This is a genomic window from Solicola gregarius (genome assembly GCF_025790165.1).
GTDB lineage: Bacteria > Actinomycetota > Actinomycetes > Propionibacteriales > Nocardioidaceae > Solicola > Solicola gregarius.
Genome location: NZ_CP094970.1, coordinates 4,755,319 through 4,774,757 on the forward strand (window position 1 = coordinate 4,755,319; position 19,439 = coordinate 4,774,757).

A 19,439-nucleotide genomic window follows, 5' to 3' on the forward strand; every position below is an offset into this window, starting at 1 on the left:
ACCGTCCGCGGGCGGGCCTTCCTCGCCGCCGGCATCACGACGACGGTGTGCTCGATCCTGCTCGGGTTCGACGGCGCTGATGCGAGTCGGGATCCTCGCGATGGCACTCCCGCTGCTCACGGCGTTCCTGGTGAGCCGCGCGCGTTACCGGCTGATGGCGCACCGCAGCCTCTCTCCCACGCGCATCTCCGTCGGTCAGGACGCGCTCATCTCGCTGTCGCTGGTCAACGAGGGCCGGATGCCGATGGGCTTGCTGCTGTTCGAGGACCACGTGCCGTACGCCCTCGGCCGCCCGGCACGGTTCACCGTCGACCACATGAGTGCCCGATGGCACCAGGACCTCACGTACACCGTGCGGTCGAGCGTTCGCGGGCAGTACTCCGTCGGGCCCCTGTCGGTACGCGTCTCGGACCCGTTCGGCTTCATCGCTCTCCGCCGCTCGTTCACGGTCACCTCGGAGCTGATGGTCACGCCACCGATCCTCGCGCTGCGCGCACAAGACCTCACCGGCGAGTGGTCGGGCACGGGCGAGCGCCGACCGCGCGCCTTCTCGGTCGGCAGCGCCGAGGACGTCACGGTCCGTGAGTACCGTCGCGGCGACGACCTGCGCCGGGTCCACTGGCGGAGCAGCGCCCATGCCGGCGAGCTGATGGTGCGCCGGGAGGAGCAGCCCTGGCAGAGTCGCGCCACGGTCGTACTCGACACACGGCGCTCGGCTCATGCCGGATCGGGCTCGGAGTCGTCGCTCGAGTGGTGCGTCACCGCTGCCGCGTCCATCAGCGTGTACCTCGCGCGGTCCGGATTCGCGGTCCGCCTGGTCACCGACCATCCCGAGGTCGACGTGAGCGCCTGGGCAGACAACGCCGCCGACCCGTACGAGCAGACCGGGCCGATACTCGACCAGCTCGCGGTCGTCGGACCCTCGCCGTACTCCGATCTCGACCACGCCTCCTCGAACGTCTCGTCCCAGCCCGGGCTGGTGATCGCCCTGCTCGGCGCGTCGTCCGCACACGACCTCGGCAACCTCGCCCGGCTCACGCCGACGGGCAGCAGGGCGATGGTGATGTTGCTCGACGTCGGGGCGTGGACGACGCACCGGCCCGAGGCCAACCCCGACCTCGACCGCCAGCAGCGGCTGATGCGCGCGAGCGGATGGTCGGCGATCACGGTCGGCCCGCAGGAGACTCCGGCATCGGCCTGGGACGAGCTCGGCAAGGTCGGTGCTCCCACCGCGACGACGTTGGCGGCGCGATGAAGGTCCACCGCGACGCCCGAGACCAGGCCCGGATGGCGCTGTGGATCTGGCTCGCCGCCCTTGGCGGCTCCTTCGCGCTCGCGCCGCTCACGGAGTCGCGTGCGTACGTCATCGTCGGGTTCGTCTCGGCCGGGCTCGTCGTCCTGGTCGGCCTCGGCCTGCGCACCGTCCGCACCCCGTGGCCGCTGATCCTGCTCGCCGAGCTGGTCGCGCTGTTCTGGTGGGCGATGCTCACGTACGCGTCCGACACCACGGCGTTCGGGCTCGTCCCGACCGGCGATACGTTCCGCGAGTTCGACGCGATCCTGACCGACGCGCTCGACCACGCCCAGCAGTACGCCGCTCCGGTGCCGCAGGACGCATCCTTGCACGCACTGCTGGCCATCACCGTCGGGCTGATCGCGATCGCGATCGACCTCCTCGCGGGCTCCTTGCAGCACTCCCCCGCCGTCGGGCTCGTATTCCTCGCGGTCTACATGGCACCGGTCGCGCTGCTCAGCGGGCACGTCTCGCTCTGGTTCTTCGTCCCGGGCGCCCTGGCGTACGTGTTCCTGATCGCCGCCGAGGAACGATCGACCATCACGCGGTGGGGTCGCAACATCTCGTACGCCGACTCCACCGCCCTCGCTCAGAGCGGGGGCATCTACTCGTCCGGCCTCGCGTCGGCCGGCCGGCGGGTCGGGTTCGGCGCCGTCGCGCTCGCCGTCGTCGTGCCGCTGGTCGTGCCGACGTTCAGCACCAACTTCTTCGGCAGCGGCGGCATCGACGGCGGGGGCCAGGGCCCCGGCGGCAACGGCGACGTGCAGCTCGGCGACCCGATGGCCGATATGCGCCGGAACCTCACCGGCCAGAGCCCTCGCGAGCTCGTGCGCATGACCGGGATCAGCGAGCCTTCGTACGTACGCCTGGCGGCCCTCGACTCGCTCAGCGACGCCGGCTGGGAGCCCTCGCAGCGCGGGCCGAAGACCCAGAACGCCACCTCGGGCACGCCCCCGTTCGACCCGGGGCGCGATCCCGAGGTGACCACGTCGACAGCGGCGTTCGACGTGAAGGTCAGCGACGACTTCGACACGACGTGGCTACCGACGATCTACTCACCGGCGTCGTTCAGCGATATGGACGACGACGGCAGCTGGCTCATCGACGGGGTCAACCTCGACGTGGTCGCGGGCGACGAGGACACCTCTGCCGCGGGTATCGAGTACCGGCTCGGCGTCCGCTACACCCATCCGACGCAGGCGCAGCTGGAGGCGGCGGGCGACACGAGGGACTCTCAGTCGTTCCGGCCGATGCTGGAGCTGCCCGAGTCGACCCCGGCGATCGTGGGCCAGCGGGCCGACGAGGTCACCGAGGGTGAGGAGTCCGACTTCGACAAGGCCGTGGCGATCCAGGACTGGTTCCGATCCACGGGCGGGTTCACGTACTCGACCGCGCAGGCGTCGGGCAGCGGCATGGAGACCATCGAGAGCTTCCTGAAGGACGATCGGGTCGGCTATTGCGAGCAGTTCGCCAGCGCGATGGCGATGATGGCGCGGAGTCTGGGCATCCCGGCCCGGGTCGCCGTCGGGTTCCTCGACGGCGAGCAGAACGGCGACACGTACGTATTCCGGGGCACCGACATGCATGCGTGGCCCGAGCTCTACCTCGAAGGAGTCGGCTGGACCCGCTTCGAGCCGACCCCCGGTCAGCGCACCGGGGCACCCCCGGCCTTCTTCGAGGGCAGCAGCGACAACGCGAACACGGACCAGACCCTGGGCCAGAGCGGCAACGCGAAGACGCCGACGGACGACTCGAGCCCGTCGGCGAACCTCGACAAGGTGGACGCCACCGGTGGAGGCGGCGGTAACGACGACGGCGGCTTCCCGTGGATGCCGGTCGCGGTCGGGGCGCTGATCCTCGCGCTCCTTGTGCTGCTGGGATTCGTGCCGCGTACGTTGCGGTCGATCGTCCGGCGTCGTCGCTGGGAGGCGGTGTCCGATCCGACGCGCGCGGCCGAGGCCGCGTGGGACGAGCTGCGCGACACGGTGCGTGACCTGCGACTGCCCTGGCCCGAAGGCGCAACGCCGCGGGCAACCGGACGACGGTTGCGGCCCATGATCGAGTCTCGTCAGCACGCTGTCGACGGACTGAATCACCTGGTGCTTGCGGTCGAACGGGCGCGGTACGCTCCGAGCGCCGAGCCGACGGACCTTCGCGACGACGTCACCGCGATCGGCGACGCACTCGCGTCCCGGGTCTCGCGGCGTACGCGACGCAAGGCACTGTGGTTGCCGGCCTCGCTGCTCGGCGGGGTCCGCCTCCCCTGGCGGACGACCGGCGCCGGTCGGGGCCGCGGCGGCCAGACCGAGCTGCTCGCGCTCGAGGAGTAGCACCGCCACCGCGTTGCCGGGATGCCGCCCGGATCAACCCGGCTGCGGCTGTACGACCTCGGGACGCACGACGACGGGCCACGACGAGGTCGTGGCCCGGACTGGATTCGCAGGCGCGGGAGGCAGTACGGATCCGGTGCGTCGGCGAGGGTGCCGATGCGACCGTCACATATCGGTGTCGCGACGGCGACGCCAGCGTTCTTCCATCCGCTCCATGAACGAGCCGGAGCCCGCCGATCGCGAATGCCGTAGCCCGCGAATCCCGTGATGCTCCGACTCGGGTTTGTCGGGCTCCTCGTCGGACTCGTCATCGGCGGCGGAGCCGACCCCGCGGCGCCACGCGACCATGAACAAGTACGCGGTCGCGAGCATCACCAGGAAGCCGACGACTCCCACGATGGTGATCGTCGCGATCACGCCGACCATCAGGATGCCGACACCAAGGATGAACCCGAGAACAGAAGCGATCGCCTGCCGGCGATTGCGAGCGCGCATCTTCGAGCCGCGAAGCGTCGACGCGAGGCTGGGGTCCTCCGCAGCCAGCGCCTGCTCCATCTGCTGCAGAAGCCGCTGTTCTTCCTCCGATAGAGGCACGTCTTCCTCCCGTTGTGCACGGCGGGCCAGGTACCCGTATAGCCCCTAGTCTAGGCACCCCGCCCGTTCGGCGAAACCCGTGGTAGTAAACCGTGACGCGTAGTTGTGCGTCTACTACGGGACAGGCACCGCCACAACGCGGTCCCGGTGCGTACCACTGTACGACCTGCACCGTGGCTTACCCTGTTCTGACTACGACACGAGGGGTTTCATGATGAAACGTACTTTGGGGGCGGCGCTAGCCGTGACGGCGATGTTCGGGTCGATACTCGTCGCATCGCCATCGATCGCCGACGACCGAAAAGATCCGTCCGGGATCACCACCGAAGAGGTGTGGGGCAACGATCCGACGCCCGACCAGACACGTGCGCAGGCGCGCGCGAAGAGCCGCGAGCTGGCTTCGGACGACGCACGCAAGAAGCCGTGGTTCAGGAGCCGGTTCGGTCGCCAGACGACCCACTTCGGCCAGCGGGACACGTCGGCGTACAACATCAACCACGTACGCGAGCTGCAATACCGGTTGCGCTGGGCGGGCGTCTACAAGGGCGCGGTGACGGGCTACTTCTACAAGAACACCCGCAAGGCCGTGAAGCGCTTCCAGCGCAAGGTGCACATCAAGCGAACCGGCATCGCGACCCACAAGACGTGGCGCAAGCTGATCAAGAAGACGATCCGCGGCCGCAAGCACATTCCGAAGTCGTGCAAGTCGAACAAGAACCGCGGTCCGCACCTGTGCTACAACCGAAAGCTGCACGAGGTCACCTTGTGGCGTCAGGGCCGGCTGTACAACGCCTGGTTGGTTCGCGGCGGCGATCGCGGCTACGCGACCCGCAAGGGCAACTTCCGTGTCTACTACAAGGACAAGGACCACGTGAGCAGCATCTACGACTCGCCGATGCCGAACTCGCAGTTCTTCTCCGGTGGGCAGGCGTTCCACGGTTCGTCGTACATGGTCGATCCGTTCACCGACCACAGCCACGGCTGCGTCAACATGTACATCCAGGACTCCAACCAGCTCTGGAAGCTGACGAAGGGCAAGATGCCGAAGGTGCACGTCCGGGGCGCCTGGGACTGACGGCTCGACACCGGTCCGTCCTGCTCGGGGCACCACAAGCCTCTGCCCGGTAGGACGGGTACCAATGCTGCAGGAACGAACGGGAACCACCGCGGCGCCTAGCTTGTGGTCTGTTACGGCGAACGTCATTGGGCACACGCTCAGCCGATAGTGCCGTAAGGGCACAGAACCTATGCGCCGCGGTGGCCGACGCTCGCTCATGCAACGGGTGACCGTTCGGTGCGGCAGAGGCTTGCCTGACCGTTCGCTCGTGCGTGCCGGGTGGGGACGGCGTTGTCCGAATCACGTCAGGTACGCCGCGCGAGCGCGTGCAGGTGTCCCGCAAGGGACTCGAACTCCGGCCTGGTGGCGACGGCTCGCTCGAGGTCGAGCAGCGCGCGCCGGGCGCCGGGTTCCCCGTCGACCAGCGCGCTGGGAATCAGATCCGAGAACACGCGGGTCGCGTCGACGCGTTCGACGTCGAAGCCGCCCTCGGTCAGCAGCAACTCCACCTCGGTCGGTGTGAACCTGCGCGGTCCGTGCTCGTCCGGGCGCCAGTCGTCGACTTGCGCGTCGAGCAGTGCCCGCGCGCGTTCGAACTGCCCCGCCAATGCCCGCGCGAGTACGCCCGCCGCCCGGCCGGGCACGACGACGCTCAGCACTCCGCCGGGCCGTAACGCGATGTGGATCCGCTCCAATGCCCGCGCAGGTTCGTCCACCACGTCGAGTACGCCGTGACACAGCACCAGATCGGCGCTCGAGTCGGCGACGACTCCGCCGAGATCGGCTGCATCACCCTGCACGCCACGTACGAGCTGCTCGACGCCGGTGTCGGCCGCGCGCCGATGCAGCGACGCCAGCGCGTTCGGGCTCGGGTCGATCACGACTACCCGGTGTCCCAGCTCTGCGACGCGCACCGCGAGCCCTCCGGTGCCGCCGCCGACATCGACGATCTCCAGCGGTTTCGCATCGGCGAGCTCGGCGACCACGTCGCGTACGGCATCCCAGACGACGGCGGTACGAAGGGCCGCGTGGCCGAGATCGGACGGCGGGCTCTCAGACACGACACTCTCCATCATCGGGAACGCGCACAGCCTACGGGCTCGGCACGTGTTGCTGCGCGATACGGTCGGGTCCATGACCCTCACCGACCATCCCGCGGTTCGCACGGTGTCCGCGGCGCTCCACGAACGCGGCGCGTCGGGTGTCGTGCGGATCCTGCCCGACTCGGCACGTACCGCCGCCGAGGCGGCGGCCGCGCTGTCGGTCGAGGTCGGCGCGATCGTGAACAGCCTCGTCTTCGACGCCGACGGTGAGGCCGTGCTGATCCTCACCTCCGGTGCCCATCGAGTCGACACTGCCAAGGTCGCAGCGGACGCCGGCGTACCGCGCCTCGACCGCGCAACGCCCGAGTTCGTTCGTACGCACACCGGCCAGGCGATCGGCGGCGTCTCCCCGGTCGGCCATCCGGGCACGGTCCGGACGTACGTCGACCACTGGCTGGAGCGGCACGACACGGTGTGGGCGGCGGCCGGACATCCCCATGCCGTCTTCCCCACCACGTACGCCGAGCTGCTCGCTCTCACGGGCGGAACCCCGGTCGACGTCGCCTGACGGCGGTGTCCGAACGGTCCCGTGGAGTCGCTCACAGACGCGTGGCACAACGTCTTCGCGCATCAGGCACGGCCCGACACCAGCGTCATCCTGGTCACTGCGGCCGTCGCGGCCGCGGCGGTTCTCTACCTTCCGTCGTGGCGCATCGCCCGCCACGTCGTGACGATCGCGCACGAGGCCGCACACGGCATCGCGGCGGTGGCGTGCGGTCGCAGGCTGTCCGGGATCCGGCTGCACTCCGACACCTCGGGCGTCACGGTCTCGTCGGGCAAGCGCACCGGACCGGGCATGGTCCTCACCGCGGCCGCCGGCTACATCGGCCCGGCGCTGATCGGGCTCGGTGCGGCGCTGACGCTCTCGGCCGGGTACGCGCTCGCCGTGCTGTGGGGTGTGCTGGTGCTGTTGGCGCTGTTGCTGATCCAGATCCGTAACTGGTTCGGCCTCTGGTCGGTGCTGGCGTCCGCCGGCGTCGTGTTCGCCGTGACCTGGTGGGCGCCGGAGTCCGTGCAGTCGGGATTCGCGTACCTCGTCACCTGGTTCCTGCTCGTGTCCGCGCCGCGCCCGGTGATCGAGCTACAGCTCGAGCGGCGCCGCCGGCGTACGACGACCTCCGACGCCGACCAGCTCGCGCGGCTCACGGTCCTGCCCGCAGTGGTGTGGGTGGGCGTGTTCATCCTTGTCACGCTCGGTGCCCTGGTCGGCGGCGCGATCGCGTTGCTGCAGACAAGTTAGTGTCCTGCTGTGGCGCGGGTCGTGGTGGTCGGAGGCGGGTTCGGCGGCGTCGCCGCTGCCGTTCGGCTCGCGAAGCTCCGCCACGACGTGACCTTGCTCGAGCAGGAGGACACGATCGGCGGACGCCTACGCCGGCGCGAGCACGGCGAGTTCGCGTGGGCACGCCACTCCGAGACCTTCACCCTGCCGGCCGTACTGCGCGACCTGTTCCGCAAGTCCGGCCGTCCGCTCGAACGCGAGCTCGACCTCGTACACCTGAGCCCCGGTCGACGTCACGTCTTCGCCGACTTCACCCGGCTCGACCTCCCCTTGGGTACCCGCGGTGAGCAGACGACCGCGATCGACGAGGCGCTCGATGGCGGCGGACAGGCGTGGGCCGCGTGGGTCGACTCGCTGTCGCCCGCGTGGGAGGTGCTGCGGCAGCAGGCGCTCGAGCGACCGTTCGGCGGGCGCTCGGACCTCGACCGCCGGCAGCTTCGCGTACTTCGTCCGAGGCGTGTCGTACGCACGGAGGCGAAGCGCGCTTTCAAGGACCACCGGCTGCGCGCCATCCTGCTCGACGACGTACGCGCGCAGGGTCAGCCGACCCGATCCACCCCGGCGTTCGCGATGGTCAAACACCATGTGGAGCGAGGGTTCGGCAGGTGGCGTGTCGACGGTGGCATGCCCGCGCTGCTCTCGACGCTCGCGGCTCGCCTCGAGCAGCGACGGGTGGACATACGCTGCGGCGTGCGAGCGCTCGACGTCGGTGTCGACGGCCGCACCGTCGTCGGTGTGACGACGGAAGCGGATCCGGTGACGGCCGACGTCGTCGTGTGGGCGGCGCCGACGCCGCCGCCGTCGATACCTGCGTACGGCGGTCTCCCGCTCATCCCGCAGGCGATCACCCACCTCGGCCTGACCCTCGACGTGCCCGAGCTGCCGTCCGACACGGTGCTGCACGGCAACCCCGTCGTCACGATCCACACCGGTGGTGCGGCGCCGCTCGGGTACCGCACGTGGACCGTCGAGCACAGCGGCGCCGGCGGCGAGGACGTCCTCGACACCATGCGCCGCCGCGGGGTCAACGTCGCCGACTTCGTGGTCGACCGGGTCGACGTGTCACCGACCGATCAGCTGATCGAGTCCGGCCCTGCATACGGCTGGCAGTGGCAGGGCTGGCGGTCGGCGCTGGATCGACCGGGCGTTGGCCGATCCCCGCTCGGCGGGCTCTTCCTGGTCGGCGCGGGCGCGCATCCGGGCCCGAGCCTCGAGCTGGTCGGTCTCGGCGCGGCCGCGGCCGCAGCCTCGGTCGGACGCGCGTGACGTGCGCCGGCGCCTAGTGCCGGACGGAGGTGTGCCGCCACTCCCGGCGGATGCCCGCGACGATGGACGACAGGTAGTGCGCGTCCTCGGAGTCGTCCTCGATGCGGAAGGCCCCGACACCGAGGGCCGCACCGGCGATCAGGCAGCCCCACCACAAGGCGACGAGACCACCCTTGGACTCCAGCGCGACATCGGCGGTCGCGATCCACGCGGCAACGCCGATGACGAACGCCAGGCACGACGCGCTGCCGAGCGCCAACTCGGCCTTCAGTCGCTTCTGCCGTCCACTCACGACTCCAGGATGCCAGCCAACAGCGGCGTTTCGCGGCAAATCGATTGAGTTCGCCGTGTCGCGTCGATTCAGACGCGGCTCAGGGTGAGTCGTTCGAAGATCTCGCGCGTCGCCGTCGAGCGGTTCAACGTGTAGAAGTGCAGGCCCGGCGCCCCGGCGTCGAGCAGTCGCTCGCAGAGCTCCGTCGCGAGGACGATGCCCTCGGCGCGTACACCGGCCGCGTCGTCCTCGTACGGTGCGATGCGCGTGGTGATCGCGTCGGGCACGGGATGCCCCGACAGCTCCGACATCCGGGTGATCTGGCGCAGGTTCGTGATCGGCATGATGCCGGGCACGATCGGGATCGTGCAGCCGAGCGCACGCACGCGCTCGACGAGGCGTACGTAGTCGTCGGCCTCGAAGAAGAAGTCGGAGACCGCGAACGAGGCGCCTGCCTCGGCCTTCGCGACGAGTGTCCGTGCGTCGGCGTCGAGACTCGCGGCATCGCGATGCCCACGTGGGTACGCGGCGACACCGATGTGGAACCGGCCGAGCGGACGTACCAGATCGACCAGTTCGACGCCGCTGTCGAGCCCACCGGGGTGTGACTCCCAGGGAGTGCCCGGGCCTCCCGCCGGGTCACCGCGCAGCGTCAGGATGTTGCGTACGCCCGCTGCTGCGTACTGGCCGACGACCCCCCGCAGCTCCTCGCGACTCTGCCCGACGCAGGTCAGGTGGCCGACCGGGGTGAGTGTCGTCTCGAGCGCGATCCGCTCGGTGATGCGTACGGTTCGGTCACGGGTCGACCCGCCCGCCCCGTAGGTCACCGAGACGAACGTCGGGCGCAGCGGCTCGAGCTCCCGGATCGCGGTCCAGAGTCGCCGCTCCCCCTCGTCGCTCTTCGGCGGGAAGAACTCGAACGAGAATGCGGGTTCGTCGGATGCCAGCGCCCGACCGATCGCGTCGGCGTCCGGTACGTCGGCGTGGGACGAGGAGCGGCGAGGAGACAGCGGGGTACGAGCGGTTCGACGAGCGGGACCATTCGACAAGGTCATGCCCCAAGGCTAAGGCAGGCCGTACTCCGCGCTCGGTCGGGCGCTCACCCTGCAAGATGCACACGTGGATGTCTCGCCGACGGCGCTCGCTAGGCTGGCGGCCATGTCCACCCAGGACGTCACCGCTGACCTCGCCACCGCCGTCCAGTCCGAGCTCGATGGGTTCGTCGACCGGCAGCGTGGCCGGCTTGCGGACCTCGGGCCCGAGCTCGTTCCCTTCCTCGATGCCGCCCAGGCGTTCGTGACCGGGGGCAAGCGGCTCCGGCCCGCCTTCTGCTACTGCGGCTGGCGCGCGGCCGGTGGCGATCCCGACGAACGCGGCGTCGTACGCGCGGCCTCATCGCTGGAATGGCTGCAGGCAAGCGCCTTGGTGCACGACGACGTGATGGACGGGTCCGACGTACGCCGGGGCCGGCCGGCCGTCCATCGGGCGTTCGAGAGCCGACACCGAAACGCGAACTGGGTGGGCGACGCCGCACAGTTCGGGGTGGGCTCGGCCATCCTGCTCGGCGACCTGATGCTGAGCTGGTGCGACGAGATGTTCCGCTCGTCGGATCTCGACCGTGAGCGGCTGGTACGCGCCGCGTACGTCCTCGACCTGTGCAAGTCCGAGGTCGTCGGTGGCCAGTTCCTCGATCTCGTCGGGCAGTCGACGGGCGTGAACTCGATCGAGCAGGCGATGCGGATCGTGCGCTACAAGGCGGCGAAGTACACCGTCGAACGCCCGCTGCACGTCGGAGCAGCGCTCGCCGGTGCCGACGACGAGCTCATCGAGTCACTGTCACGAGTCGGCGTGCCGCTCGGCGAGGCGTTCCAGCTGCGCGACGACGTACTCGGTGTCTTTGGCGACCCGGAGGTCACCGGAAAGCCGGCAGGTGACGACCTGCGCGAGGGCAAGCGCACGGTGCTGCTCGCGCGCGCGTTCGAGAACGCGAACGGCGAGCAGACGCGCGCATTGTCCGAGGGCGTCGGGCGTCCCGATCTCGATCCGGTGGAGGTCGACCTGCTGCGCGACATCATCGCGTCGACGGGTGCGCTGGCCGCGGTCGAAGACCAGATCGCCACCCTGGAGGCTCGCGTCGACGCGGCGCTCACCACGGCCCCGATCGTCGACGCCGATGCACGCGAGGCGATCGCGCAACTCGCGAAGCGAGCGACGCATCGGCAGAGCTGAGGACGCCGGTTCGGGGACAAGCCCGGTGACATGACTCCGCGCGAGGATCTATCTTGCCGGGCATGGACGACGCCGAGCGGACCCACTGGCGCGCCGGACTCATGGGGCGTCCTTGGACCCGGTGTCGGTGGTGAGTGTGGCCGCCCTCATAGAACATATTCTGCCGCCCGCCACCGACAGAACAGGATGCCCAGAGGCCTTATCCACAAGGGAATCGAGAAACATTCGGGAAAAGTTCTGGGCGCAGGTAACCGTGCGAAGAGAATCGGCGTTTGGGTGCGAATAGCGACCCAAACGCAGATTCCTTCCTCGCCACCGGCCGGGCCGGCAACCGAAGCGCACGGAATCGATGAAGGTGGAAGCGAAAGCCAGGGAAAGCCGACCGGCAACCCGAGACCACCGGGTACGGATCCTCGTCGCCGCCATGCGGTCTGCACGGAAGCGCACGGGAACGGTGAAGGCGGAAGCCCAGCGAACGGCGAGGTGAAGGCAGAAGCCCCGCGAACGGCGAGATGAAGGCGGGAAGCCCAGCTGCCTCAGAACGCCATCGCCTGCGCGCGGCGGCGTACCTCCTTGCCGCGATCCTCACGCAGGGCGTCGATCGGGCGACCGGGCAGGCTGTCGTCGGCGGTGAACAGCCACACGAGGGCCTCCCGCTCGTCGTACCCGGAGTCGGAGAGCAGGGTGAGGGTTCCGCCGAGACCCTTGGTGATCGCGCCATCGGCGATCATCGCGGCGGGCACGCGCGGCTCTCTCGATGCGGCCGTGCGGACCACGCTCAGCTCGCGTTCGCGGGCCCACTGGCGTACGCGGTTGGGGCTCACCCCGAGCGCCTCGGCGGCCTCACTCAGCGTGAGCCAGGCGTCGATCAGTGTGTCCAGCGGGTCATCGGCTTCGGGATCGTTGATCGGATTCGACACGCACCCGATCGTACGCCGATGCTGGTGCTGACACGCCCCGCGGCGTACCACATGCGCCGGGTGACGACCCTGTCCAACTAGAATCACCGCAGGTCGGACGGGGTCGAGCGTCGAGTCGTGTCTCCGCCGCACCACTGGCCTGCACCAGACCAAGGAGAATCCGTGTCCGCGAGCAACGAGTCCCTTCAGGGTCGCTTGCTCGATGGGCGCTACCTGATCGGCGACCTCATCGCCCGAGGGGGCATGGCGAGCGTGTACCGGGCGACCGACACGCGGCTCGACCGGGTCGTCGCCGTCAAGGTGATGCACCCCGGGATGGGCGATGACGCGGCCTTCACCGAGCGGTTCGTACGCGAGGCGCGGTCGGCGGCGAAGCTGAACCACCCGAACGTCGTCGCCGTCTTCGACCAGGGCGACGACAACGGCACGCTCTACCTCGTGATGGAGCTCGTCGAGGGTCGTACGCTGCGCGACCTGCTGCGAGAGGAGGCGCCCCTCTCGCCGCGCCGCGCGCTCGCCGTACTCGAGCAGATGCTGCTCGCGCTGTCGGCCGCCCACGAGGCGCACATCGTCCACCGTGACGTGAAGCCCGAGAACGTCCTGCTTGCCCCCGACGGCCGGCTCAAGGTCGCCGACTTCGGGCTCGCGAGGGCCGTCTCGTCCGTCACGGGAGGCGCCGCGAACCCGACCACCGGGGTGCTGATCGGCACCGTCTCCTACCTCGCGCCGGAGCTCGTTCTCAAACAGGGCTCCGACGCCCGCACGGACGTGTACGCGTGCGGTGCCGTGCTGTACGAGATGCTCACCGGCTTCAAGCCCCACAGCGGAGACACGCCGATCCAGGTCGCGTACCGCCATGTGCACGAGGACGTCCCGCCGCCGTCGGCGCGGATCCAGGGCATCCCGCCGTACATCGACGCGCTCGTCGCCCGCGCGACGGCGCGCGACCGCGACCGCCGCTCGGCAGATGCGCGGGTCCTGTTGCGGCAGGTCCGCCAGGTACGCCATGCGCTCGACCGCGGACTCCCCAACGACCCCGAGCTCGTCGCCGACCTCCTTCCGACCGTCGACCGCGGCACTGCGCAACCGCCCGCGCCGGCTCCGACGGTCGCGCAACAGGCCGAGCCCACGCTCGTCGTCGGCTCCCAGGGCCCGCCGCCGACGGCTTCGCCGCAACCGCCCGCCCCCGAGCCGGCGCCGCGAAAACGCCGACGGGGCCTGATCTGGCTGCTCATCATCGTCATCCTCGCGGTCCTCGCGGCCATCGGCGGCTTCTACTTCGGTGTCATGCGCTACAGCACCACGCCCGACCTGACCGGCGAGACCGAGAAGACCGCACGCCAGATCGTCGAGAGCCGCGGCCTCGACCTGACCGTGGCGCATGAGAAGTACAGCGAGACCGTGCCGGAGGGCACGGTGATGGATACCGAACCCGAGGCCGGTGACAACATCATCGACGGCGGCACCGTCGACGTCACACTGTCGATGGGCAAGGAGCGGTACGCGGTGCCGAAGCTCGCCGGCAAGAGCGAGGACGCCGCTCGCGACGCACTCGCGGAGGCACATCTCACCGCCGGAGAGCCGATCCCGCAGTACAGCGCGCGGGTCGACAGCGGCGATGTGATCCGCGGAAGCATCAAGCCCGGCAAGTTGGTCAAGCCCGACACAACCGTCGATCTGATCGTCTCGAAGGGACGCCGTCCGATCGACGTCGCGTCGCAGGTGGGCAAGCCCGTTGCCGAGGCGCGCGCCGCGCTCACCCAGGCGGGCTTCCGGATCGACATCGAACGCACCCGCGACCGCGACGTGCCCCGCGGGTACGTCATCACGCAGAGCCCGAACAACGGTTCGGCGTACCGCGGTGACACGATCCGCCTGGTCGTGTCGCGCGGGCCGGCTCGCGTCGAGGTGCCCGACGTACGCTTCATGCGCGTCGACGACGCCACCGACGAGCTCGAGTCGCACGGCTTCAAGGTCGAGGTCGAAGAGGACGACATCAGCGTCGGGGCCGGCATCGTACGCGACCAGGACCCGCCCGGCGGCGAGCGTGCACGCCGCGGCTCGACCGTGACTCTGTACGTGGTCTGAGACGCGCATGCGCACGACCCGCTGGGCGACCCTTGCCCTGCTCCTCGTCACGGCAACGTGGGGCTCGACCTTCATCCTGATCAAGGATCTGCTCGACCGGGTGCCGACGCTCGACTTCCTCGCGGTTCGCTTCGCGATCGCCGCCGCGGCGATGTTCGTGGTCGCGCCACGCGCCGTCGCGCGGCTGTCACCGCAGACGCGACGCCGCGGCCTCGCCGTTGGTCTGATCTACGGTCTTGCGCAGATCCTGCAGACCGAAGGGCTCGCGTACACCGATGCGAGCATCTCGGGATTTGTCACCGGTATGTACGTCGTCCTGACCCCGCTGATCGCGGCGCTGGTGCTGCGCAACCGCATCGGGAAGCTGACCTGGTGTGCGGTCGCGATGGCGACGGTGGGGCTCGGGTTCCTGTCGCTGAGCGGCCTGTCGGTCGGCTTCGGTGAGGCCATCACCTTCGGGTCCGCGATCCTGTACGCCACCCACATCGTCGCGCTCAGCGCCTGGTCGACCGCGCGCGACGCGTACGGTCTCGCGGTGGTCCAGATGGCGGTCATCGGTGCGATGTGCCTCGCGGTCACCGGCTGGAACGGTGTCGTCCTCCCCGACAACGGCCGCGACTGGGTATCGGTCGTCTACATGGCCGTCGTCGCCGGTGCGATCGCGATGCTCGCGCAGACCTGGGCACAGGCCCATCTGCCCGCTACGCGGGCGGCGATCATCATGACGATGGAACCGGTGTTCGCCGCGACGTTCGCGATCGCGCTCGGCGACGAGACCCTGACACCGCGGGTTGCGGTCGGCGGGACGTTCGTCGTCGTGGCCATGCTCGCCGCCGAGCTGGCACCCCGCCGCAGGATCGAGGCCGAGGTGCCGCACCTCGGCCAGTAGTCACCCGCGCAGGGGCGCCCCGACCGAGTGCATGTGCCGCAGCGCGATCGCGTACGACTCGAACAGGCCGGCCTCGGCGTACTCCACTCCGCGCTCCTCGCAGTACGCGCGCACGATCGGTTGCGCCTTGCGGAGGTTGGGCATCGGCATGTTCGGGAACAGGTGGTGCTCGATCTGGTAGTTCAGCCCGCCGAGCGCATGGTCGGTGACGACGTTGCCTCGTACGTTGCGCGACGTGAGCACCTGCTTGCGCAGGAAGTCGAGACGCTCACCCTCCTTGAGCGTCGGCATGCCCTTGTGGTTCGGGGCGAAGCTGCAGCCGAGGTAGAGGCCGAACACCGCCTGGTTGAGCAGGATCCACACGATCGCCTTACCAGGCGACAGGAACGTGAAGACGACGCTGAGGTACGCGACGAAGTGCACGGCGAGCAGCGCCGCTTCCAGCCTGCGTCGCTTGAAGTCGGGGCGGAAAAGCGCTCTGACGCTCGAGATATGCAGGTTGAAGCCCTCGAGCGTCAACAGCGGGAAGAACAGCCACGCCTCGTACTTGCTGACGAACCGCGCGAGCCCGCTGGTGCCGCTCGCCTGTTCCGGTGACCAGGTGAGGAGGTCGGGTGCCACGTCCGGATCGAGCTCCTCGTGGTTCGGGTTCGCATGGTGGCGCGTGTGCTTGTCCATCCACCAGCCGTAGCCCATGCCGATCCCGAGGTTGCCGACGATACGGCCGGCGATCTCGCTCGGTCGGCGCGTACGAAAGACCTGCATATGCGCCAGATCGTGTGCGACGAGTGCGAGCTGGGCGAACCCGACCGCGATGAACACCGCGGTGAGCAGCTGCCACCACGAGTTGCCGAGCGTGAAGAACGCGGTCCACCCGACGGTGAACGCGATCACGATGGCCGAGATGCGCAGCACGTAGTACGTCGGGCGCCGCTCGAGTAGCCCGGCGTCATCGATGCGATCGCGGAGATCGGCGAAGTCGCTGCGAGTGCGGGAGGAGTCGATCGTCATACATCGAGTCTTCGCTCTCGTCGGCCGGTTTCCGATAGGGCGGGGTCTCCGATCGAGGTGGGGTTAGCCCCCCTTGTTTCAGGGCCCGGGCCAGTACGTTCGCGGCGCGCTCGGCGTCGGCGCGGGACACGTCAAGATGGGTCAGCAGGCGTACGGTGCGCGGGTCGATCGCGCCGATCAGCACGCCCTCGGCACGCGCGGCTTCCACCACTGCGCGCGCATCGGCACCCGGTACGACGACGATGTTCGACTCGACCGATGCCGGGTCGATGCCGCAGGCCTCCGCGACCAGCTGCGCATGCGCGTGGTCGTCGGCGAGCCGGTCGATGTGGTGGTCGAGGGCATGGTGCCCGGCGGCCGCGAGCACGCCGGCCTGGCGCCACGCGGCGCCGAGGCGACGGCGCCACTCGCGCGCCTCGGCGATGTGCTCGCGGGAGCCGATGACGAGCGAGCCGACCGGCGCACCGAGGCCCTTCGAGAGACAGACCGCCAGCACATCGGCGACGCCCCCGTACTCGGTGAGCGGGACCCCGGTCGCGACATGTGCGTTCCAGATCCGCGCACCGTCGAGGTGCACGGAGAGGTTTTGCGCATCCGCGCGTTCGCGTACCGCTCGGAGGGAGTCGATGGAGTGCACGAGGCCCCCGCCGAAGTTGTGCGTGTTCTCGACGGAGATCGTCGCGGTGCTCACGAAGTACGACGACGCGGGCGCCACCAGCGCGTCGATCTCATCGACTGCGGCGAGCCCGCGAGAATGCGTCCAGGTACGCGTCGTCACCCCTCCGATCGCGGCATGGGCACCCGACTCCGCTCGTACGATGTGCGCCCGCGAGTCGCAGAGCACCTCGGCTCCGACCGGTGTCACCGCGCGCACTGCGAGGAGATTGGCGAGACTGCCCGAGACGCAGTACAGCGCCGCCTCGTGGCCGAACATCTGGGCGACGCGCTCCTCGAGGGCGTTCACCGACGGATCCTCGCCGTACACGTCGTCACCGACGTCGGCGTTCGCGATCGCGCGCCGCATCGCGTCGGTCGGTGTGGTCACGGTGTCACTACGCAGATCGATCACGTTCGCACCGTACCCAGGCCCCGTGATCTGCGTGCAACGGAGGCCTCTTCGCGCGAGAATGGGACGATGACCGGCGCCGAGCTGCCGCCATTCCCACGTCCGGGTGCGCTGCCGTACCTGACGGTGGCAGATGCACGCGACGCCATTGCGTGGTACGCCGAGGTCTTCGACGCGGAGCTACACGGCGAGCCGTACGTCATGCCCGACGACCGGATCGGCCATGCGGAGCTGTCGATCGGCGCGGGCACGATCTACCTGGCCGACGAGTTCCCGGACCATGGCGTCGTCGCCTCCGACCCCGATCGGGTGTCGGTCAGCCTGATGATTCCGGTCGCCGACACCGACGCCACGTTGGAGCGTGCCCGGGCGCGCGGCGCGACTCGGATCAGGGAGCCGTACGAGGAGTACGGCGGCCGCAACGCCTGTTTCGTGGACCCGTTCGGGCACCGCTGGATGTTGTACGGAGCGGCGAGGAGAGAGCGAGGAACGAGCGGCTCGACTAGCGCGACCGATGATCAATGAGGGCGACGCCACGGCCTCGTGACCGCGCGGCTCACAGCCGGGTCACCTCGAACGTCACGGTCGGGTCGGTGATCTGCGCCTGAGCGGCGATCAGCTCCATCTCCGTGGACCCGGTCTTCGCCGTGACCTCGAGGATCGCGTACACGGCGGCGGCGGTCCGGCCGAGCGCGGTCGCGACATCGTGTCGCAGCAGGTTGGCGAGGAATACGGCGGCGGTCGCGTCTCCCGAGCCGCTGACGGTTGCGAGGTCGAGCTTGGGCGTACGTACGAGATGCGCGCCCGCGTCGGAGACGGCGAGCATGCCCATCTGGTCGGGCGCGATGTCGGGCCCCTCGACGGACGTGACCAGCACTGTCTGCGGACCCCGCTCGCGTACGATCTGTGCGGCCGCGACGACGTCGTCGAGCGACTCGGCGGCGTGCTCGGCCAGGAACTCCAGCTCGAACTGGTTCGGTGTCGTCACGTCGGCGACGGGGAGGACCCGCTCGCGCATGAACTCGGGGATGCCCGCGCGTACGTAGAAGCCGCACCAGCGATCGCCCATGACGGGATCGGCACAGTAGATCGCGTTCGGGTTGGCGGCCTTGACCGCTTGCACGGTCTCGACCACCACGGCGCCGACGTCCTCGGCGCCCTGGTAGCCCGACAGCACTGCGTCGAGGTGCTCGAACACTCCGCGTTCGCGTACGCCGTCGACGATCGCGGCGACATCGGCCGCCGGCAGCACCGGACCCTTCCACGATCCGTAGCCCGTGTGGTTGGAGAACTCGACGGTGTTGACCGGCCACACCTCGATGCCCATGCGCTGCAGCGGGAACACGGCCGCACTGTTTCCGACATGGCCGTACGCGACGGCGGACTGGATGGAGAGGATCTGCACGGTCACAATGTACGGTCGGCCCATGACTGCGCCGCGCATCGCACCCGGTTCACGCCGCGAGATCGGTCTCGTCAACCACGCGATCTGCTGGGTGAGCGGGCGTGTGACCGGCACGAATCCCCCGAACCTGTTCACGACGCTCGGACGCAGTCGCGGGCTGTTTCGCGGCTGGATGTGGTACTCGTCGAAGTTGATGCCGTTCGGCCGGCTGTCGCGGCGGGAGACCGAGCTGCTCATCCTGCGCATCGCCCATCTGCGCGAAAGCGAGTACGAGTTCACGCATCACGTACGGATCGGCCGGCGGGCGGGCGTACGCGCCGACGACGTCGAGCGGGTCAAGGCCGGACCCGACGCCGACGGATGGAGCGAGCGGGAGCGGGTGCTGGTGCGCGCGATCGACGAGCTCGACGCCGACCGCGACATCTCCGACGCGACGTGGGCGGCGATGTGCACGCAGCTGAGCGAGCAGGAGTGCATCGAGGTGGTGATGCTCAGTGGTCAGTACGAGTCGCTCGCGACGGCGATCGCGACGCTGCGCATCCAGACCGACCGCTGAGCGTACTGCCTGCAGCGATACCAAGTTCACCAGGTACGGCTGCGGGTACCCCCGTGGCGATACCAAGTTCACCAGGTGTCG

19 protein-coding genes are annotated in these 19,439 nt (G+C 69.4%); 11 read left to right on the forward strand and 8 right to left on the reverse strand.

The genetic code is table 11. From position 1 onward, the window contains the following. Positions 1 to 79: 79 nt before the first annotated feature. Together L0C25_RS23175 and L0C25_RS23180 are read left to right on the forward strand one after the other, a co-directional pair. On the forward strand, positions 80 to 1,255 hold the full coding sequence (locus L0C25_RS23175; RefSeq protein WP_271634191.1) for a DUF58 domain-containing protein: 1,176 nt from the start codon (positions 80 to 82) through the stop codon (positions 1,253 to 1,255). Next, a complete protein-coding gene (locus L0C25_RS23180; protein ID WP_271634192.1) occupies positions 1,252 to 3,624 on the forward strand; it encodes a transglutaminase family protein in 2,373 nt (790 codons plus the stop codon). The genes L0C25_RS23175 and L0C25_RS23180 overlap by 4 nt, the downstream gene beginning before the upstream one ends. A 165-nt stretch (positions 3,625 to 3,789) precedes the next feature. Here L0C25_RS23180 and L0C25_RS23185 read toward each other — a convergent pair whose 3' ends face one another. Further along, positions 3,790 to 4,218, reverse strand: coding sequence for a DUF3040 domain-containing protein (locus L0C25_RS23185; RefSeq protein WP_271634193.1), 429 nt, complete (start codon positions 4,216 to 4,218; stop codon positions 3,790 to 3,792). Positions 4,219 to 4,429: 211 nt separating this feature from the next. On the opposite strand from L0C25_RS23185, the gene L0C25_RS23190 reads away from it, so the two are divergent. Beyond that, entirely contained in the window at positions 4,430 to 5,293 is an 864-nt protein-coding gene (locus tag L0C25_RS23190; RefSeq protein ID WP_271634194.1) for a L,D-transpeptidase family protein, read from the forward strand. Between the two features lie 287 nt (positions 5,294 to 5,580). Here the strand turns inward: L0C25_RS23190 and L0C25_RS23195 are convergent, their stop codons facing one another. Beyond that, positions 5,581 to 6,336 (reverse strand): methyltransferase domain-containing protein, encoded by a 756-nt coding sequence (locus tag L0C25_RS23195; protein WP_271634195.1) that lies wholly within the window; start codon positions 6,334 to 6,336, stop codon positions 5,581 to 5,583. A 73-nt stretch (positions 6,337 to 6,409) separates the two neighbouring features. Between L0C25_RS23195 and L0C25_RS23200 the strand changes: the two genes are divergently transcribed. The 3 genes from L0C25_RS23200 to L0C25_RS23210 are packed head-to-tail and all read left to right on the forward strand — an operon-like array spanning position 6,410 to position 8,923. Continuing rightward, the gene (locus tag L0C25_RS23200) at positions 6,410 to 6,886 is read left to right on the forward strand and encodes a YbaK/EbsC family protein (protein ID WP_271634196.1); all 477 of its coding nucleotides are present in this window, start codon (positions 6,410 to 6,412) and stop codon (positions 6,884 to 6,886) included. A gap of 21 nt (positions 6,887 to 6,907) precedes the next feature. Further along, positions 6,908 to 7,618: a M50 family metallopeptidase gene (locus tag L0C25_RS23205; RefSeq protein ID WP_271634197.1), complete on the forward strand. Its 711-nt coding sequence runs from the start codon at positions 6,908 to 6,910 to the stop codon at positions 7,616 to 7,618. A 9-nt stretch (positions 7,619 to 7,627) separates the two neighbouring features. Further along, positions 7,628 to 8,923: a phytoene desaturase family protein gene (locus L0C25_RS23210; protein ID WP_271634199.1), complete on the forward strand. Its 1,296-nt coding sequence runs from the start codon at positions 7,628 to 7,630 to the stop codon at positions 8,921 to 8,923. A gap of 13 nt (positions 8,924 to 8,936) precedes the next feature. Here the strand turns inward: L0C25_RS23210 and L0C25_RS23215 are convergent, their stop codons facing one another. After that, positions 8,937 to 9,215 (reverse strand): hypothetical protein, encoded by a 279-nt coding sequence (locus tag L0C25_RS23215; RefSeq protein ID WP_271634200.1) that lies wholly within the window; start codon positions 9,213 to 9,215, stop codon positions 8,937 to 8,939. A gap of 68 nt (positions 9,216 to 9,283) precedes the next feature. After that, the gene (gene metF / locus L0C25_RS23220) at positions 9,284 to 10,249 is read right to left on the reverse strand and encodes a methylenetetrahydrofolate reductase [NAD(P)H] (RefSeq protein WP_271634202.1); all 966 of its coding nucleotides are present in this window, start codon (positions 10,247 to 10,249) and stop codon (positions 9,284 to 9,286) included. A 103-nt stretch (positions 10,250 to 10,352) separates the two neighbouring features. Between metF and L0C25_RS23225 the strand changes: the two genes are divergently transcribed. Beyond that, the gene (locus tag L0C25_RS23225) at positions 10,353 to 11,423 is read left to right on the forward strand and encodes a polyprenyl synthetase family protein (RefSeq protein WP_271634204.1); all 1,071 of its coding nucleotides are present in this window, start codon (positions 10,353 to 10,355) and stop codon (positions 11,421 to 11,423) included. A gap of 536 nt (positions 11,424 to 11,959) precedes the next feature. Here L0C25_RS23225 and L0C25_RS23230 read toward each other — a convergent pair. After that, positions 11,960 to 12,343, reverse strand: coding sequence for an Rv2175c family DNA-binding protein (locus L0C25_RS23230; protein WP_271634205.1), 384 nt, complete (start codon positions 12,341 to 12,343; stop codon positions 11,960 to 11,962). Between the two features lie 162 nt (positions 12,344 to 12,505). Here L0C25_RS23230 and pknB point away from each other — a divergent pair, with 162 nt between their 5' ends. Together pknB and L0C25_RS23240 are read left to right on the forward strand one after the other, a co-directional pair. Then, positions 12,506 to 14,431 (forward strand): Stk1 family PASTA domain-containing Ser/Thr kinase, encoded by a 1,926-nt coding sequence (gene pknB / locus L0C25_RS23235; RefSeq protein WP_271634206.1) that lies wholly within the window; start codon positions 12,506 to 12,508, stop codon positions 14,429 to 14,431. 7 nt (positions 14,432 to 14,438) lie between these two features. Continuing rightward, on the forward strand, positions 14,439 to 15,320 hold the full coding sequence (locus L0C25_RS23240) for a DMT family transporter (RefSeq protein WP_271634207.1): 882 nt from the start codon (positions 14,439 to 14,441) through the stop codon (positions 15,318 to 15,320). Here the strand turns inward: L0C25_RS23240 and L0C25_RS23245 are convergent, their stop codons facing one another. Together L0C25_RS23245 and L0C25_RS23250 are read right to left on the reverse strand one after the other, a co-directional pair. After that, positions 15,321 to 16,331 (reverse strand): fatty acid desaturase family protein, encoded by a 1,011-nt coding sequence (locus tag L0C25_RS23245; protein ID WP_271634208.1) that lies wholly within the window; start codon positions 16,329 to 16,331, stop codon positions 15,321 to 15,323. Then, positions 16,270 to 17,400 (reverse strand): threonine aldolase family protein, encoded by a 1,131-nt coding sequence (locus tag L0C25_RS23250; RefSeq protein WP_271634209.1) that lies wholly within the window; start codon positions 17,398 to 17,400, stop codon positions 16,270 to 16,272. The genes L0C25_RS23245 and L0C25_RS23250 overlap by 62 nt, the downstream gene beginning before the upstream one ends. A gap of 66 nt (positions 17,401 to 17,466) precedes the next feature. Here L0C25_RS23250 and L0C25_RS23255 point away from each other — a divergent pair, with 66 nt between their 5' ends. Next, the gene (locus L0C25_RS23255) at positions 17,467 to 17,922 is read left to right on the forward strand and encodes a VOC family protein (protein ID WP_271634210.1); all 456 of its coding nucleotides are present in this window, start codon (positions 17,467 to 17,469) and stop codon (positions 17,920 to 17,922) included. A 31-nt stretch (positions 17,923 to 17,953) separates the two neighbouring features. Here L0C25_RS23255 and pdxY read toward each other — a convergent pair whose 3' ends face one another. Beyond that, entirely contained in the window at positions 17,954 to 18,802 is an 849-nt protein-coding gene (gene pdxY / locus L0C25_RS23260; RefSeq protein WP_271634211.1) for a pyridoxal kinase PdxY, read from the reverse strand. 22 nt (positions 18,803 to 18,824) lie between these two features. Between pdxY and L0C25_RS23265 the strand changes: the two genes are divergently transcribed. Further along, positions 18,825 to 19,358, forward strand: a complete 534-nt coding sequence (locus L0C25_RS23265) for a carboxymuconolactone decarboxylase family protein (RefSeq protein ID WP_271634212.1) — start codon at positions 18,825 to 18,827, stop codon at positions 19,356 to 19,358. The last annotated feature ends 81 nt before the right edge of the window (positions 19,359 to 19,439 follow it).